Raw genomic sequence first — 16,812 nt, 5'->3', positions numbered from 1 at the left:
GAATTGGAGTGCGGTAAGTTATGAAAAAAGTAGTTGGCAGAATTATATTAGTTATTTTAATCCTGGGTGTTGTCTTGTGTTTTTACACATACTGGGACAACAACCGCATAAGCATAGTAAAACAAGAAATCTCCATTGATGACCTTCCAGAACGATTAGAAGGTTTCCGTATCCTGCAAATTTCCGATTTACATGAAAAACAATTCGGCAAAAACCAAAAAAGATTGATTGACGCCATTAATTCGATTGAATACGATGCGATTGTTTTTACTGGTGACATGCTGGACAGTACCGATAGCACAAACTATCATTCTTTCTATTCCATTCTTGAGGGAATCATTAATAAAGAAAACGCCTGGTATGTACCCGGAAACGCAGACCCTGACAGCTATCAGACTGAACCAGCATTCGGAAAAAGCAAATTTATTAAAGGTATGGAAGAAAGAGGGGTTTCACTATTAGAAGCTATTGATACGGTTGAAGTAAATGGGGCGACTATTCATTTTGCTAATTTAGAACTGGCAATCATAAATAATCCTGAAAGCATCGGTAATATTAATGGCATTGTTTATCCGGCTTACACCTCAGATAAACAGTACCTTACATATCAGAGGCAATTATGGGAAGAAATGAATAACCATGAAGGTTTTATCGAATCCGATGTGGTTATAGCTCTTAACCATTATCCTGTACCAGATGCACGTATAGATTTTATCAAAGAAGACCCCAGCACCGTATGGAGAGAATTCGATTTAATTATGGCAGGGCATTATCATGGAGGGCAAATCCGATTGCCCTTTATCGGTGCACTTTTCATTCCCGACCCCTGGTATGAGCCGAATAGCCTTTTTCCTCCTCAGGACAGGGTGAAAGGGCTGTGGGAATATGAACAGACAAAACAATATGTCAGCACAGGGCTAGGCAGCAGTGACGCAATATCTTTTATGAAATTCCGTCTGTTTAATCCTCCGGAAATCAATTTATTGAGATTGGTGCAAAAATAAAGACCGGCATGCAGATCAAATGGGCTGTGTGCCGGTCTTATTTGCGTGTTTAAATTTTTGCTCCTATTAAAAGGGGGACATATTAATGGGTTTGCTGCATTGCCAAATATACGTTACTATAGTATGATAATTAATTGCAAAGATATATTTCGGGAAATTGCTTATAGGCTGATTTCTCTGGAAATGAGGGTAACAAATGAGTAAAAAATCCATTTATGGACTAACATACGATCAATTAACTGACTGGCTGACAGAACACGGACAGAAGCGCTTTCGTGTTGACCAGGTTTGGAATTGGCTTTATAAAAAACGTATTTCCAAGTTTATGGAAATGAAAAATGTAAACAGCGAAACAATTGAATTGCTTGATGAACATTTTATCCTCGATACGTTAGAAGAGGAAATCAAACAGGAATCCAAAGATGGCACGATTAAATTTTTATTCCGTCTGGACGATGGAAACCTGATTGAGACCGTGCTCATGCGGTTCAATTACGGTTTATCCGTTTGTGTGACAACGCAAGTCGGCTGCAATATCGGCTGTTCTTTCTGTGCCAGTGGCCTCTTACGCAAGAGCCGTGACCTTTCCAGTGGCGAGATTGTTGAGCAAATCATGAATGTGCAAAAGCATTTGGACTCACAAGGGAAAGAGGAGCGCGTCAGCCATATTGTTGTTATGGGAATTGGGGAGCCATTTGATAACTTTACGAATTTAATGGACTTCTTATATGTAGTTAATGATGATAAGGGCCTTAATATTGGTGCTCGACACATTACGGTATCAACAAGCGGCCTTGCTCATAAAATTTATGAATTTGCTGATACAGGCATCCAGGTGAACCTGGCAATATCCATCCATGCACCAAACAATGAGCTTCGTACACAGATAATGAAGATAAATAAGGCATTTCCAATCGAAAAGCTTATGAAGGCTGTCGATTATTACCTTGAGAAGACAAACAGGCGAATCACCTATGAGTACATTATGCTCAGGGATGTAAATGATCATAAGGAAGAAGCACTTCAGCTTGCAAAATTATTAAAAAACCATCGTCATTTGGCATATGTAAATTTAATTCCATACAACTCCGTTGATGAACATAATCAGTATCAGCGAAGTAAGTCTGAAGACATCCAGGCATTTTTTGAAACATTGAAAGGGCAAGGAATTAATTGTGGCGTCCGCTGGGAGAATGGAGCAGATATTGATGCTGCATGCGGCCAGTTGAGAAGTAAGCAAATTAAAAAGAAAAATGCAGTGTAAATAGATAAAGGAGGGCATCTAATTTAAATTAGGTGCCCTTTTTTAAATGGACAAAAACTTTTTAGTGTTTTTGAAGGTATATATAGTAAGAACAATGAAAGGGGGATGGAGGCCGTTGTTTGAACAGGAAGCCAGACTTATTAAGAAAATCAAAAAGGGCAACCAGCGTGCGTTCAAACGGTTATATGAGAACTATGCTGATTATGCACTTCGTACAGCCTATGCAATTACAAGAAATAAAAGCGATGCATCCGACATTGTTCAGGAAACGTTTATAAAAATATTTCGTAATATTGATGCTTATGATACGAGCAAATCCTTTAAACCATGGTTTTATAAAATACTAATAAATGAAAGCAGACGATTTCTGACGAAGAATTCAAAACAGGCAATTAGTATCGAATCAGAGCAAGCATTGGATCACCTGAATCATTCTTCACAGAGAAGGAACAGCTATGATGATTTGGAATTGGCTATGGAACAGCTTGATGAGAATCAGCGGACAATATTGACGTTAAAGTATTTAAATGGGTTTACTGAAATGGAATTAGCAGAAATGATGGATGTAAATGTGAACACAATCAAATCGAGACTTTACAAAGCGAGACACCGGCTGAAAGCAGTGATGGGAGGGATGAAGGATGAATAACCAGGATCTGGATAAGCGTTTAGAGAAAAAATTCAAGGAACATACCAGCCCGGCCCCAAAATTAAAGGATGAGACATGGAATAAAATAAGTAAGGAGCTATTTCCTTCAAAATCCCGGAAAGGCAAGAAATTTAAAAGAGTTACCGCAGGAATTGCTGCAGCAGTAATCGTTGCATTTCTTTTCTTTGATATGACAGAAACCGGTCAGGCGATGATCCAAAGCCTGAAGGATATGTTTGTGGAGGAGAAAGATCAGGAAATTGAAATTGAAGGCCAAAAAGAGGATGCCGAAGTTCATTTAGAAACAAATGATGAACTCAGGTATATCATTTATATTGATGAATCCAGGTATAGAATGAAAAAAGGGGATACAAGTGATCGAATTGTACCGAAAGATGATCTCCCCGAAAATATTCCCGAAGTTTCTATGGAAATTATGAGAAAAGAGGATACAACAATTGAAGAGCAGCTCGCGATGATTAAAGAAGAAATAGAAAGCAATGGTCTAACAGTAAATCGGGAAGAGATTATTGACACACCAATAAATGGTATAGTGGTTAAGGGAATTGGTCCGGAATATACGAATGAACATGGAAAGACTGGGCATCAGTTTGACACACCAATCCACAGATATCATTTGACAGAGGAAGAAGATGGCCAGTTATTTGTAATTAAGCAAAAGTATTTCCTGGGAGCAGCTGAAGGCCATGGTGCGCGTTTCTATTATATGCTGGAAAGCCTTGAAATTGTAAAATAATAAAAACCGTGCTAATTAAAATTTAGCGCGGTTTTTTGAATGAAGCTCCGAAGCATTGCTACAGGTTCGTTTTAACCTTTAAAACGCAGTGATAAAGGCATTTCATTCATTCCATTTTTTACAGACACCCTATTTTTCCCTAGATCCTTTGATGTAAGCAGCAGATGATCTGCGTATACATATGCTTTTTTAATTTCAATACTTTCATTGGTTTTATAATAATAAAGCCCGAAAGATGCAGTGTAGGGAATAGCGATGTTGTCCGATTGATATTCTGCAGTAGCATGCTGACCCTCTACTCCGTCTCTTATTTTTTCTACCAATTCGACACATGTTTGATAATCTTTATTTCTCAGGAATATGGTAAATTCTTCACCACCACTTCGAAATAGATAATCCCCATCGTCCAGATAGCTTTGTAATGTGGCGGCATAATGCTGAATTACACGGTCCCCAACAGCGTGATTATAGGAATCATTTATTCGTTTAAATGCATCAATGTCTGATACGACAATTCCCAGGTTCTCCCCGCTATTGTTTATTTCATTCATTTTTTTATCCATATATGCTCGATTGTAAACCTCTGTTAAAAAGTCGGTATATGCCATCTGTTCAAATTTATCCCGCTCAATTTTATGCTGAATGCTTTGTGATTTTACGAGAAATGAACGGCTGACAAGATAATTTAGAATGAATAGAGCAATCAGCATTTCCCATTGCTGCTGCTGCAGGAAGAGAAATAGAAGCCCATTGGAAACTGCAATTTTCCCCATATCCAGAATGCTTCTGCTTTTGATAAACTCGATCGCTTCTTTGCGGGACTTAATGTCTCCGGTAATTGAGAATACGATAATTAGGTAAGCGTCTGACAACATAGAGACGACGATAATCAGTAGAGCGATTAAAATCCAAAAGCCAAACGGAAGTGATTGGAAAGCTGGATATAATTGAATGAATAAGAAATAAGCAATGGAATGATTTAAGGCAAATGCACCTATGTTATAAAATGTATGTAAAAATTCATCTGGATCGGCAGTATTGGTGTATTTCCTGCTGAAATAAACAGTAAAACGGTAAATCGTTTCAAAAATAAATAATCCTAGTGGTCCGGTGAATAGGCCAAGTGATAATCCATAATAAATTCCATAATCCATCCTTACATTGCCTTTTCTGACAATGATGCTCAAATGAGAATAAAGGAAGGAGAACAGCCAAAATATTAGGATGACTTTCAAATATAAAGAGGTATTAACAAGTATTTGGCCAAAGGATGCCGCGACGATGAGCGAAGCTAAAAAAACTGAACTGATAAAAATTTTTAGTCGAAGCATGCGCATTTATCCTCCTTCCCGGAAATTACTAGGTAAAATTTACTATATAAAATCAATAATACCATAAAATTCAAAAAAATAAGTGCAAAGATATGATTTTATGAATTTATTATTCTTAATTTTAAAGTTTTGTATAAGAATTAACATTATTTCTCAGAAAGTTACCCCATTAACTCGCATGCAGCTGGCAGTAAAATTTCGGCTAATGATGATTCTCTTTTTCTTAAACCTGTGGATTTCATATAATTACCGCTGTTTATTCCTATTCTATCACGGGAAGTAGTTTTAGAGTACATTATCCAAGATCACAAAGGAGGAATAGCAGACATGAGCGATAAGCGTAAAGTTGATGGCAACAGCAAAAATGAACAACTGGAGAAGTTCCGTGTGGATGATCAAGATAAAAAGATGACCACGAATCAGGGGCTGCGGATATCTGAAGATGAATTTTCTTTAAAAGCGGGAGAACGTGGTCCAACTCTAATGGAAGATTTTCATTTTCGTGAGAAGATTACACATTTTGACCATGAGCGGATTCCTGAACGGGTTGTACATGCCCGTGGATATTCTGCACATGGTGAATTTGAGTTATATGAGTCGATGAAGGAATACACACGAGCAAAATTTTTGCAGGAACCTGGGTCTAAAACTCCCGTATTTGTAAGGTTTTCCACCGTAGCAGGGTCAAAAGGGTCAGGGGAACTTGCCCGTGATGTCCGCGGATTTGCTACGAAATTTTATACAGAGGAAGGGAATTATGATTTAGTAGGGAATAATATGCCTGTGTTTTTCATTCAGGATGCTATAAAATTTCCAGATTTAATACATGCGGTGAAGCCGGAGCAGCATAACGAAATTCCGCAAGCTGCTTCCGCACATGATACATTCTGGGATTTTGTTGCAAATAATCAGGAAACAGCACATATGATTATGTGGCATATGTCGGATCGGGCAATACCACGAAGCTTTAGAATGATGGAAGGCTTTGGTGTTCATACATTCCGTTTTGTAAATGAAGAGGGAAAAGGGTACTTCGTTAAGTTTCATTGGAAACCAAAGCTTGGTGTCCATTCTGTAGTATGGGATGAAGCTCAGAAGATTAATGGAAAGAATCCCGATTTTCACCGTGCTGACTTATATGAATCAATTGATAATGGTGATTATCCTGAATTTGAACTTGGTGTACAGATTATTGATGAAACTGATGAGAATATGTTTAATTTTGACATTCTGGACCCTACCAAAATATGGCCGGAAGAGGATGTGCCTGTAAGAATTATAGGTAAAATGACATTGAACAGAAATGTCGATAATGTTTTTGCCGAGAATGAACAGGTTGCGTTTCATCCAGGACACATTGTACCTGGAATTGATTTTACGAATGATCCATTGCTGCAGGGACGTCTATTCTCATATACCGATACGCAATTAATAAGATTAGGAGGTCCGAACTTTCATGAGCTTCCAATAAATCGCTCTGTTTGCCCATTTCATAATAATCAGCGGGGAGGCTATGGAAGACAGACAATCAATAAAGGACAAGTCAGCTATCATAATAATTCTTTGGCAAATAATACCCCATCTGTCTCCAGTGAGGAGGAAGGCGGATACGTACATTACCAGGAAAAAGTGGAGGGAAGGAAAATTCGTGCTAGAAGTGATAGTTTCAAAGATCATTTCTCGCAGGCTGTTCTTTTCTGGAATAGTATGAGTGACGCGGAAAGAGATCATATTATTTCTGCATTCAGCTTTGAACTTGGAATGTGTAAGAGTCAATCTGTACAGCAGCAGGCTGTCAATATGTTTGCCAATGTGAATCTGGAAATGGCTCAGGAAATAGCAGCTAACCTTGGTGTAACATTGCCTGAGAGCGGGGGCTCTAATATTACAAAGTGTTCACCTGCATTAAGCCAGGAGAATACAGTTAATTTACCTGATACCAGAAAGCTGGCTGTATTGATTGATGATGGATTTAGCGATGAAGTTGATAAAACACTAAAAGGGTTGGAGGAAAAAGGAATTCATATAGAGATTGTCAGTAAAAAACTTGGTGATGTTAAAGGAAAGAATCACAGAACGATTAAAGCAAATCAAACATTTGCAACGGGTGATCCTGTGCTCTTCGATGCAGTCTATATAGCAGGAGGGGATAACACAGATAAGGATTTTGATGAAAAGGTTTCGTATTTTGTAAAAGAAGCATATTCGCATTTTAAACCTATTGGAGCTTCGAGTGATGGGAATAGGTATCTGGAAGCTATCAATATAGAAGGTAAAGCAGGAGTTTTGAGTGGTAATATACCAAGCAACTTTGTCGAATCATTCTCAGAAGCAATAGGATTGCATCGTTTTTGGGATAGATAACTTAAAATATAAAACAGATTAGGGGCTGGGAATTCATTTCCTTGCTCCTTTTTTGTGAAGTAAATTTATCTAATTTCAATGTATACTTTTATTGTTTACATGTATACAATAACGAAAACAAAAAGATTTCATAAACGTAAACTTGTTTGCAAATACGTGTACATCTTGATATACCGCGGTGTGCAAAAAGTATACAAGTAAACAAAAAAGAATACTAACAAAGTCTGATTGATAATTTTGGTAAAAACTATTAAACTATTAATAAGTTTTTAAATTGAAGGGAGTTTTTCTAATATGACTAATTCAAGAATTGCTGCAGTAGATGTAGGGAATGATGCATTAAAAGCTAATTTTGGAAGAATAGAAAATGAATTATACATACCAAATGTAATTGCACCGGATATGGAGGATCGCCCGGTTATTGGAATTGAGGAGTTGGACGATAAGGATGTATTGGATAACATCCATATTCGAGTTCATTCACCAGCCCTTGAAGAAAACGGTATAGTCTACCGTGTAGGGAACTTGGCAACGAAAACGAGTAATTCTCAAGAACTTGACCAAGGGAGCAGTAAATCGGAAGAGGATCAGACGTTAATTATGCTATTCGCTTCCCTGGCATTGGATGCCGTAAGCAGTGAAGCTTTCAAAAAATCAAAGGACGATGTTATTGATGCGAGTTATACCCTGGGAACTGGCCTTCCTTTAAGGGAAGTTAAAGAAGGAAAAGATGTTGGCTACAGATCACAGCTGCTTGGTTCCGTTCATCAGGTTGAATTTCTGGTAACACCAAAGCACCAAGGGAAAAAAGTAAATATTAAGTTTGATGAAGTGAAGGTTTATCCAGAGGGCTTTGCTGCATATGTAAACCTTATAATGGACAATGATTTAAAAGTAATCAATAAAGAATTAATCGATAAACAAATTCTAATACAGGATATTGGCGGATTATCTACAGATATCGCGGTTATTCGCAATCGCAATGTAGATGATGACAAGGCACAGGGCTTCAACTTAGGTGTTTCAGAATCATTGGAAGACATTCGTGAGGAAATCCGCTCAAAACATGGCATAGAACTTGATAGTCGACGTGATGTAGTTGATATCATTACAAGGAAAAATAACAGGCACCACATTATGGTTAAAGGAAGCAGAACCAATGTTCATGATATTACAGACCATATTTTACTGGAGCTTGCTAAAAAGGAATATCGTTTCCTCCGTAATGTGTGGGCGAAAAACTCCCAATCTGAAATTTGCTATTTTGTAGGCGGTGGTTCCGCGGTTTTAAAAGATTATATAAAAGCGTTAAACAATAAGCTGGATGGATATAATATAGAATTCTTTGAAGACGAACAGGAAAGTATCTGGATGATGGCTAATGCATATTATAAGCTCATTACTGATTTCCTAAGAAAGTCCACCAAAGATGCTGTCAAGGAAGAAAAATCAACTGCAAAAGCAAAATAGGGTGAGATTATGTCGAAGAAGAGCATAGAAAGGGGCCAATCGATTACATTTCGTGTCCCTTCTGATACACCAGATTACCTGCTAAAAGAATTACAAAGGCTGAAAGAAACAGAGCGCCGTAACTTTTCAAGTCAAATTGCGCAATTTGTTCTGAAGGGTGTTGGCGAGACCTATAAAAAAGAGCGGGAAACCATAACTGTCCCGTTGCCGAAGCATCTTACCAAAGAACAAAAAAGCTGGCTGAAGCATGAACATTCCGAGGCATTAGTCGGAACAATCCTTTATCAATTACTGAGTGACCCAATGCGTGCGACTGCATTGCTTGCATCACTTAACAGCAATTCAAGCAATATTGACGAAGCATTATATCTGCAGGAAGCAGCAGTAACTAAGGACCAGGAAGAGGTATCTGAGCCGAATGATGAAGATTTAAGTGACCTGAACCTTGATGGACTGGATATAGAATTCAATAAAGAAGAAGAGCAGGAAGAAGATGAAGATCCATTAGAAGACTTTTTCTCCAGTATGAATAAGTAAAAAAACCGATCCAAGTTGTGATAAGCTACTTGGATCGGCTTTTTGTTATTTAATAATGAGATATTTATAACTGCTAAAAAACCAACATTTATTTTCTGTTAGCCTCAACAATCCGGCTTGGATGTGTATAAACATTCAATTTATTACCTCTTGCAAAGCCGACAGCAGTTATTTGCAAATCTTCAGCTAATCTAAGAGCAAGATCAGTAGGGGCTGATTTGGAAATTAGTATACCAACACCTATTTTTGATATTTTCAGCAAGACCTCTGAAGAAATACGTCCACTGAACACAATAAGTTTATCCGATAGGGGGATTCTGTCTTCAATAATTCTCCCGTAAAGCTTATCTAATGCATTATGTCTTCCGATATCTGTCCGAAGCATTAAAACCTCATCTGGTGTACACAGGGCGGCATTATGAACCCCTCCTGTCCGCAAAAACTGCTTAGATCGATCCTGCAGCTGCTCCATTAAAGCATAGCATTGGTCCACGGAAATGGAGAGGCGGCTTACAATTGTCTTAGCTGTTTTAACATCACTTTTAAAATAAAACTGTCTGCTTTTACCACAGCATGATCCAATAAATCGCTTCGAATGATCGTATTCAATTGTTTCAAGGGACTTAGGAATCTCAATATATGCAAAACCGCGCTCTTCATCGATCGTTATTCGGTTTATTTCATCATAAAAACGAATAATACCTTCTGAAGCCAGGAAACCGACTAAAAGCTCATGTAAGTTGGAAGGTGAACAGACCATTGTTGCAAACTCTTCACCATTTAAAATAATTGTAAGTGGAAATTCGGTGGCAATTTCTTCGTTTTCTATAGATAGCGAATTACCTTTAAATCGAATAACTTCCCAGTCATTTCGCTTTGCATCATACACCTTAATCACCTTCTAATTAACTTCCATTTCAAGCTCTTCGACACGCTTTTCTACATATTTTGTATCTTTATGTGCATAGTATGTTTCAGCTTTTTCCACAATTACTGCAGTATTATATTCAGGAATTCCAGCATATTTTTCATAAACACCTTTAGGTATTAATGAGTTTCCTTCGGGCCAATGTACTTCTATGTTCCCTTCTTTTAAGGGAACAAACTTAGCCCGGCCATTGAAAGTGCCGTGCTGGTTGAACACAACAATCGCATCACCTTCAGAAATATCATGCTTTTCCCCATCGGCAGGATTCATGAGAACATCATAGCGGTCCGCATCATTAAATGGATCCTTTTCACCGTAAATCATAGAATTAAATTGCTTGCCGCGACGTGTTGTGACATAAAAATGCCCTTCAGGCTTTCTAAGCTCAGGTAATTCAACCGAGATAAGGTTTCCTTTTCCGTCTGGTGTCGGACATAACCCGCCTTCACATAACCAGGCACCGCCCCATTGAAATAAATCTCCTTTGTTTTTAAGATGCTGGATTCCATCATAGTTAGGCGCGGTCTTTGCAATTTCATTGCGTATTTCATATGGGTCTTTAAAATCAATTAGATGTTGTTCCTCTGGTTTTACGCGTTTTGCAAGATCGACATATATCTCCCACTCGGCTCTTGCCTCCTCAATACGAGGTCCTTTAATTTCGGGTGAAAAGTAAACCATTCTCTCTGTAGATGTTGATGTACCTCCGCCAGGCTGTTCATATCTTGTCATTGCCGGCAGTACAATTACTGCATCTCTGGCATCCAAAAAGGTTGAAGTATTAAAGATTATATCCTGGTGAACGCGTATATCAACATTTTCAAGAGCGTCCTTAACAAATTCTGGGTCAGGCATTGTTTCTAAAAAATTGCCTCCAGACATATAATAAAGATTCAGTTTTCGTTCATGGTCCTCGGGGAGTAACGCATTTTCCAGCGAAACCCCGACAATATCACCTTGCCACTCAGGGATGTCAAAACCCCATATTTTTTCTACGCGATATCTATTGGAATCGTCCATTCCACCGCCAGGCAAAACGAATGGATCTGCCCCCATTTCACCAGAACCCTGCACTCCTGAATGGCCGCGAATAGGCATGAGTCCACAATTCTCACGTCCAATAAAACCACGCAATAAAGCAAGGTTGGCAACTTGTGATATATTATCTGTTCCAAACCGATGCTGTGTCAGCCCCATTGACCAAACAAATACAGCTGACTTCGATTTAGCAAGCAGTTCAGCTAATTGGATCATCTGCTCTTTTGAAATACCAGAAGACTTCACAAGCTGTTCCCACTCATAGGACGTGGCCTTTTCTTTTAATTCTTCCAATCCATTCACATGCTCTGCGACAAATTTATGGTCAATTGCAGACCCATGTTCAATCTCTTCCATTTCAAACCAATGTTTCATTATTCCATGCATGAAGGCGATGTCTCCGCCGATATTAACCTGGTATACATCATCTGCTATTTTTGTGCCAAATAATGCAGACTCTGCTATAGAAGGAATCCAATAGTTGTCCATGGCTGGCTCGTGATATGGATTAATGATTATTATTTTTGTGCCTTTGCGTTTAGCTGCATACATATATTTTGTGGAAACTGGCTGGTTATTTGCTGCCACAGATCCCCAGAATACAAGGACGTCCGTGCCAATCCAATCCTTGTAATTACAGCTGGAGGCTCCAATTCCTACAGAGCGGTTTAATGCAGTTTTAGATGGTGAATGGCAAATTCGTGAGGCATTATCAATATTGTTGGTTCCAAGAAAACGGGCTACTTTTCCAACAGTATAGTAGGCTTCATTTGTGATTCCTCGCGATGTGGAATAAAAAGCGTATTGCTTAGGGTCAAGTGATTTGATTTTATCAGCTATTTTATCCAATGCATCATCCCATGAAATACGGCTGAATTTTCTATCGCCAGGCTTTCGAATAATTGGATATGGAATTCTTCCTAATTTCCTTAATTCTGTACTGCTCATCTTGCGTAAATCATCAATGTCAGCGTGCAGCAATTCCTCCTTTATCGCTGGCATTGTATTTAAACGAAGGACATTCAAACGAGTAGTGCATAAATGTGGACCTGTGAGTGTTTGGTCTTTAAGCCCGGACACTCCAAGTGCACAGCCGTCACAGACACCTTGTGTCAGGATGCGGGTTGCATAAGGAAGGTTGTCTTTATTTTCCCATGCAACTTTCATCGTATCACGAATATGATGTGGCTTTATTTTTCCTAATCCAAATGGAACTTTACTGACCCATAAATCTGGATCTGGCTTCTTTGCCAATTTAATTGGACCATCATGTTTTGTATTTCCCACTATTCACCCTCCAGTTTTTCTCTTAATCTTTCTGGTTGCGGTATTATATAATTGTATGTTTATCACGGAATTTATATTATATTCTGATAATTAAATAATACCATGTAATCGCATACAAAACAATTAAATTATATATCAGTTTCATTGAGCAAAATAGTGAGATTGAATTCAAGGAGGGAAAGAATCTGTTCTTTGTAGGGGAAGTATTAAACCATAAATAATTACTCGCTGTCTTTAGAATTTTTCAAGTAGAGTGACTACTATAGAACAGTACATAATTAACAAAAGAAAAACGAAATTTATAGGGTATGATGAAACTAGTTAATATACAAGTGGATTTAATGAGAGCTAACAAGAAATATCGAGTGGAATCTCTTTGAAGGACTGAAGATAGCGGGTGGATACTAGAGTACTGTGGAGCTGTCTTAAGAGTGGATACGGGTTGATGCATACCATAATACAGTTGCCTAGTTTAAGGAAACTAATTATGGTATAATTATTGAGTTTACAATGGTTCAATCGATTTTAAAAATCATGAATAGTAAAAAACCATCTATACTTGTTTTAATCAGCAGAAAAACGAAAATCAACTATTTATATAATTTAGCGGGATAACATAGGGAGGTAATGATATAAATGAAGCTGAGCCAATTATTAACTTCATTGCATATAGAAAACAAAGTAGAATACGAAGATTTGGAAATACAGGGAGTCTCCTATCATTCCCAAAAAGCAGAACCTGGTCATTTATTTGTATGTATTAAAGGGTATAAAACAGATGGGCATAAATATATTAAAGATGCAGTTAATCGTGGAGTATCCGCAGCTGTGGTAGAAGAAATACAAGAAAATATTGATATCCCTCAATTTCAGGTGAAGAACAGCCGTGCGGCGCTTGCACGCCTTGGAAATATCTATTATGACTACCCGTCGAATAAATTAAAAATGACAGGAATAACTGCAACAAATGGAAAAACAACTACCTCCTATATGGCTAATGCTATATTAGAGAAAGCAGGACTAACTACCGGTTTAATAGGAACGGTATCAATTAAGAATGGAAATGAAACAATTCCATCAGAACTTACAACACCTGAATCACTGGATTTGCAATATTTTTTAAATGAAATGGTACATAATGATGTTTCGCACGTGACCATGGAAGTATCTTCATCTGCACTTGAACTGTACCGGGTTGCGGGAGTTAATTATGATATTGTTACATTGAATAATATCAGCAGAGAACATATTGACACCCATGGCTCCTTCGAAAATTACTTCCATTATAAATCGAGTTTAATACGGGATGCTTCTGAGAACAGTTTTGCTATATTAAACCTAGATGATGATTACTCTGCCTCACTTATAAATAAAACAAATGCAAATGTCATAGCCTTTGGTGTTAATTCAGCAGAGGGTTATATTCATTGTAAGAACCTGGATTTGTCTACGGGGAGAGCGAAGTATACATTCGAGATTCTGAAAACAATTCGAGTAAATGATGATTTGGTGTACAAGCCTTTCCAATTTGATGTTGAGCTTGGTGTGCCCGGATTGCACTCGGTGTATAATTCGATGGTTGCCATTATTATTGGATTATTAAATGGTGTTTCTATTTCTGCAATTCAGCAGACGCTAAAGGAATTTAAAGGTGTACCAAGAAGGTTCCAATTTATCCTTGAAAGTGAATTCAAAATTATCGATGACCACTTTGCAAATCCCGGGAATATCGATGTAACAATGGAAACAGTTAATTTTATGGATTATAAGCAACTTCACCTGGTATATGCCATCAGAGGGCAGAGAGGGCCGGTAACGAATAGAGAAAATGCTGAGACTATTGTTAAATGGGCCTCGAAACTGGGACTAAAGGAAATTATTGCAACAAAAAGTGTATCCCATGTTACATCCAAAGATGAAGTATCGGACGAAGAGGTAGTATCATTTCTTGATGTGATGACAAAAGCAGGGATTGAAGTGAAATTGTATGATGAGTTGCCTGATGCAATACAAGACGGACTTGAACAGGCAGAAAAAGGTGACTTGGTTGTACTTGCCGGCTGCCAGGGGATGGATGAAGGTGCCGGTATTGCAGACGAATTATTAACTAATCTGGAATAGGGTTATTGTTGATTCCAGTTAAGAAAAACAGGTTCATTCTGTTTTGTTTGCTGGATGTACTTAGAATTTAAATAATATAAATCGGCACTATTAAAATGCCTCTTATTAACGCAATAAAATTAAGGAGGAAACTATGCAACAGTACGATTTTCTGCCTATCATTATAGGGACGGATATAAATGCCTATAATATGGCTATTTCATTTCATGAAGAATATGGTATAAACCCCATTATTATTGGCAAAGAGGAAATGTCATTTACAAAGCTTAGTTCAATTCCTGGAGCAATTGAAATCAATAATAATTTATGGGATCGTGATAAATTTGTTGAAGTTTTAAAGGAAACTGCATTAAAGTATGAAGCCCCTGAACGAAAAATGCTGCTTATAGGCACGAATGATTTTTATGTCCGATTAATTATAGAGAATATGGACATCTTACAGAAATGGTATGTTTTTAATTATCCAAGTGAAGAACTTTTGAATAAACTTCTTTTAAAAAAGAACTTTTACCAACTTTGCAATGAATATGGGCTTGATACTCCAACTACATATTTTTATAGCTGCAAAGAGAAAGAAAAGTTCGATGAAACGATTAACTTTCCAGTCATTGTAAAACCAAGTAATGGAGTCCAGTATTATAAGAATAAATTTGCTGGTCAGCAAAAGGTGTATAAGGTTAATTCTAATGACGAGCTTCAGAAGATCATTGATCAAATCAATAACAGTGGCTATGAAGACGATTTAATAATTCAAGATTATATTCCGGGCGATGATACCTATATGTGGGATTCTGTGTTTTATTTAAATACAAAAGGAAAAGCACAGCTGGGAACTGTCGCTCAGGTAGTACTCCAGGAGCATACAGTGACTGCTATTGGAAATTATACTGCAGTGATTACGCGCTATAATGAAGAGCTTCTTGAAAAACTGCAGCAATTCCTGGAATCTATTGGTTATCAGGGCTTTGCAAATTTTGATATTAAATATGATGAACGGGATGGAAAGTATAAAGTTTTTGAAGTCAATATCCGCCAAGGCCGTTCCAGCTATTATACAACGGCTTGCGGTCACAATATGGCTGCTTATTTTGTGGATGACATCATTTATGGCAAGCAAAAACAACTCAGCTGGCTAAAAACGGATTACTTGTTCACCGTGGTACCTAAAATTGTATTAAAAAAGTTTGTTAAAGATAAGGGGATAAATCGAGAAGTACGCAGACTTATAAAAGAAAAAAAATGGGGAAATCCATTGTTTTATTCCCAGGACCGCAGCTGGAAAAGAAAAATCTATCTTGCTCTGCGTCAAATTAATTATTACAGAAAATATAAAAATAATATGTGGTAATCAAAAGTCTTTAATAATTTTTCTTATACAGGAAAAACTAAACCCAGCCATTATTAAAAAAGGGGTTAGTTTATCATGGAATTTGATTGGATCTGGAAAGCGGTTGTTATTGTGGTTGGGGGTACATTTTTACTTCGAATTGCTGGCAGAAAATCAATATCACAAATGACACTGGCGCAAACAGTTATTATGGTTGGGATTGGCTCCTTGCTTATCCAGCCGTTAGCTGGTGAGAATATATGGGTGACATTGGGTGTTGGCTCAGTCCTTGTTCTGACACTAATTCTTATGGAATATGGACAGCTAAAGGGTGATTTTATTGAAAACCTGATTACAGGTAAATCAAAAATCATCATTGAAAATGGGGTTATCCAAGAGAGGAATCTGAGAAAGTTACGGTTCACTGTAGACCAACTGGAGATGAAATTAAGACAAAGTAATGTTGCTAAGATAAGTGATATACAATCGGCAACACTCGAACCAAATGGACAGGTCGGCTTTGTATTGAAACCTGAAGCACAGCCGGCGACAAAGAAAGAGTTTCTGGAGCTTTCAGCAAAGCTTGATCAAATGCTGCAGTATTATCAAATGATGGAAAAGGTTGAGTTTAACTCTCCGCCACCATCAAATGATCAGCTTAATCAGGATAACCTGTTTGCAGAGATTAAGGAAAAAAGACATACAAATACCCCGCCAAAACATTTGCAGTAATGA

13 protein-coding genes are annotated in these 16,812 nt (G+C 37.7%); 10 read left to right on the top strand and 3 right to left on the bottom strand.

The genetic code is table 11. The annotated features are described in order from the left end of the window. The first annotated feature begins 20 nt into the window (after nt 1-20). The 4 genes from CIL03_RS05960 (at nt 21) to CIL03_RS05945 (ending at nt 3,674) form a co-directional block, all read left to right on the top strand. Nucleotides 21-1,004 carry a metallophosphoesterase gene (locus CIL03_RS05960; RefSeq protein ID WP_094884579.1) on the top strand — a complete coding sequence of 328 codons (984 nt, stop codon included), beginning with the start codon at nt 21-23 and terminating at the stop codon, nt 1,002-1,004. A 196-nt stretch (nt 1,005-1,200) separates the two neighbouring features. Next, nucleotides 1,201-2,268 (top strand): dual-specificity RNA methyltransferase RlmN, encoded by a 1,068-nt coding sequence (gene rlmN / locus CIL03_RS05955; RefSeq protein WP_094884576.1) that lies wholly within the window; start codon nt 1,201-1,203, stop codon nt 2,266-2,268. A gap of 115 nt (nt 2,269-2,383) precedes the next feature. Further along, nucleotides 2,384-2,917: an RNA polymerase sigma factor gene (locus CIL03_RS05950; protein ID WP_094884573.1), complete on the top strand. Its 534-nt coding sequence runs from the start codon at nt 2,384-2,386 to the stop codon at nt 2,915-2,917. Then, nucleotides 2,910-3,674, top strand: a complete 765-nt coding sequence (locus CIL03_RS05945; protein ID WP_094884571.1) for a hypothetical protein — start codon at nt 2,910-2,912, stop codon at nt 3,672-3,674. The genes CIL03_RS05950 and CIL03_RS05945 overlap by 8 nt, the downstream gene beginning before the upstream one ends. Before the next feature lie 71 nt (nt 3,675-3,745). On the opposite strand, the gene CIL03_RS05940 is transcribed toward CIL03_RS05945, so the two are convergent. After that, nucleotides 3,746-5,005: a GGDEF domain-containing protein gene (locus CIL03_RS05940; RefSeq protein ID WP_094884569.1), complete on the bottom strand. Its 1,260-nt coding sequence runs from the start codon at nt 5,003-5,005 to the stop codon at nt 3,746-3,748. Nucleotides 5,006-5,332: 327 nt separating this feature from the next. On the opposite strand from CIL03_RS05940, the gene CIL03_RS05935 reads away from it, so the two are divergent. The 3 genes from CIL03_RS05935 to CIL03_RS05925 all read left to right on the top strand — a co-directional run bounded on the left by CIL03_RS05935 (nt 5,333) and on the right by CIL03_RS05925 (nt 9,376). Next, nucleotides 5,333-7,369 carry a catalase gene (locus CIL03_RS05935; protein WP_094884567.1) on the top strand — a complete coding sequence of 679 codons (2,037 nt, stop codon included), beginning with the start codon at nt 5,333-5,335 and terminating at the stop codon, nt 7,367-7,369. Between the two features lie 294 nt (nt 7,370-7,663). After that, the gene (locus tag CIL03_RS05930) at nt 7,664-8,839 is read left to right on the top strand and encodes a ParM/StbA family protein (protein ID WP_094884565.1); all 1,176 of its coding nucleotides are present in this window, start codon (nt 7,664-7,666) and stop codon (nt 8,837-8,839) included. Nucleotides 8,840-8,848: 9 nt separating this feature from the next. Further along, nucleotides 8,849-9,376, top strand: a complete 528-nt coding sequence (locus tag CIL03_RS05925; RefSeq protein WP_094884563.1) for a hypothetical protein — start codon at nt 8,849-8,851, stop codon at nt 9,374-9,376. A gap of 88 nt (nt 9,377-9,464) precedes the next feature. Here the strand turns inward: CIL03_RS05925 and fdhD are convergent, their stop codons facing one another. Together fdhD and CIL03_RS05915 are read right to left on the bottom strand one after the other, a co-directional pair. Beyond that, entirely contained in the window at nt 9,465-10,265 is an 801-nt protein-coding gene (gene fdhD / locus CIL03_RS05920; RefSeq protein ID WP_094884561.1) for a formate dehydrogenase accessory sulfurtransferase FdhD, read from the bottom strand. Nucleotides 10,266-10,277: 12 nt separating this feature from the next. Then, entirely contained in the window at nt 10,278-12,629 is a 2,352-nt protein-coding gene (locus CIL03_RS05915; RefSeq protein WP_094884559.1) for an FdhF/YdeP family oxidoreductase, read from the bottom strand. A 636-nt stretch (nt 12,630-13,265) separates the two neighbouring features. Between CIL03_RS05915 and CIL03_RS05910 the strand changes: the two genes are divergently transcribed. The 3 genes from CIL03_RS05910 (at nt 13,266) to CIL03_RS05900 (ending at nt 16,809) form a co-directional block, all read left to right on the top strand. Beyond that, nucleotides 13,266-14,750, top strand: a complete 1,485-nt coding sequence (locus CIL03_RS05910) for a Mur ligase family protein (RefSeq protein WP_094884557.1) — start codon at nt 13,266-13,268, stop codon at nt 14,748-14,750. 133 nt (nt 14,751-14,883) lie between these two features. Further along, complete coding sequence (locus CIL03_RS05905) at nt 14,884-16,098, top strand: carboxylate--amine ligase (RefSeq protein ID WP_094884555.1); 1,215 nt, start codon at nt 14,884-14,886, stop codon at nt 16,096-16,098. Between the two features lie 75 nt (nt 16,099-16,173). Then, nucleotides 16,174-16,809, top strand: coding sequence for a DUF421 domain-containing protein (locus CIL03_RS05900; RefSeq protein ID WP_094884554.1), 636 nt, complete (start codon nt 16,174-16,176; stop codon nt 16,807-16,809). Nucleotides 16,810-16,812 lie beyond the last annotated feature (3 nt).

This window comes from Virgibacillus indicus, from assembly GCF_002266285.1.
GTDB lineage: Bacteria > Bacillota > Bacilli > Bacillales > Amphibacillaceae > Virgibacillus_K > Virgibacillus_K indicus.
The sequence above is the reverse complement of the archived record's forward strand: the minus strand, read 5'-3'. Positions and strand labels throughout refer to the sequence as shown.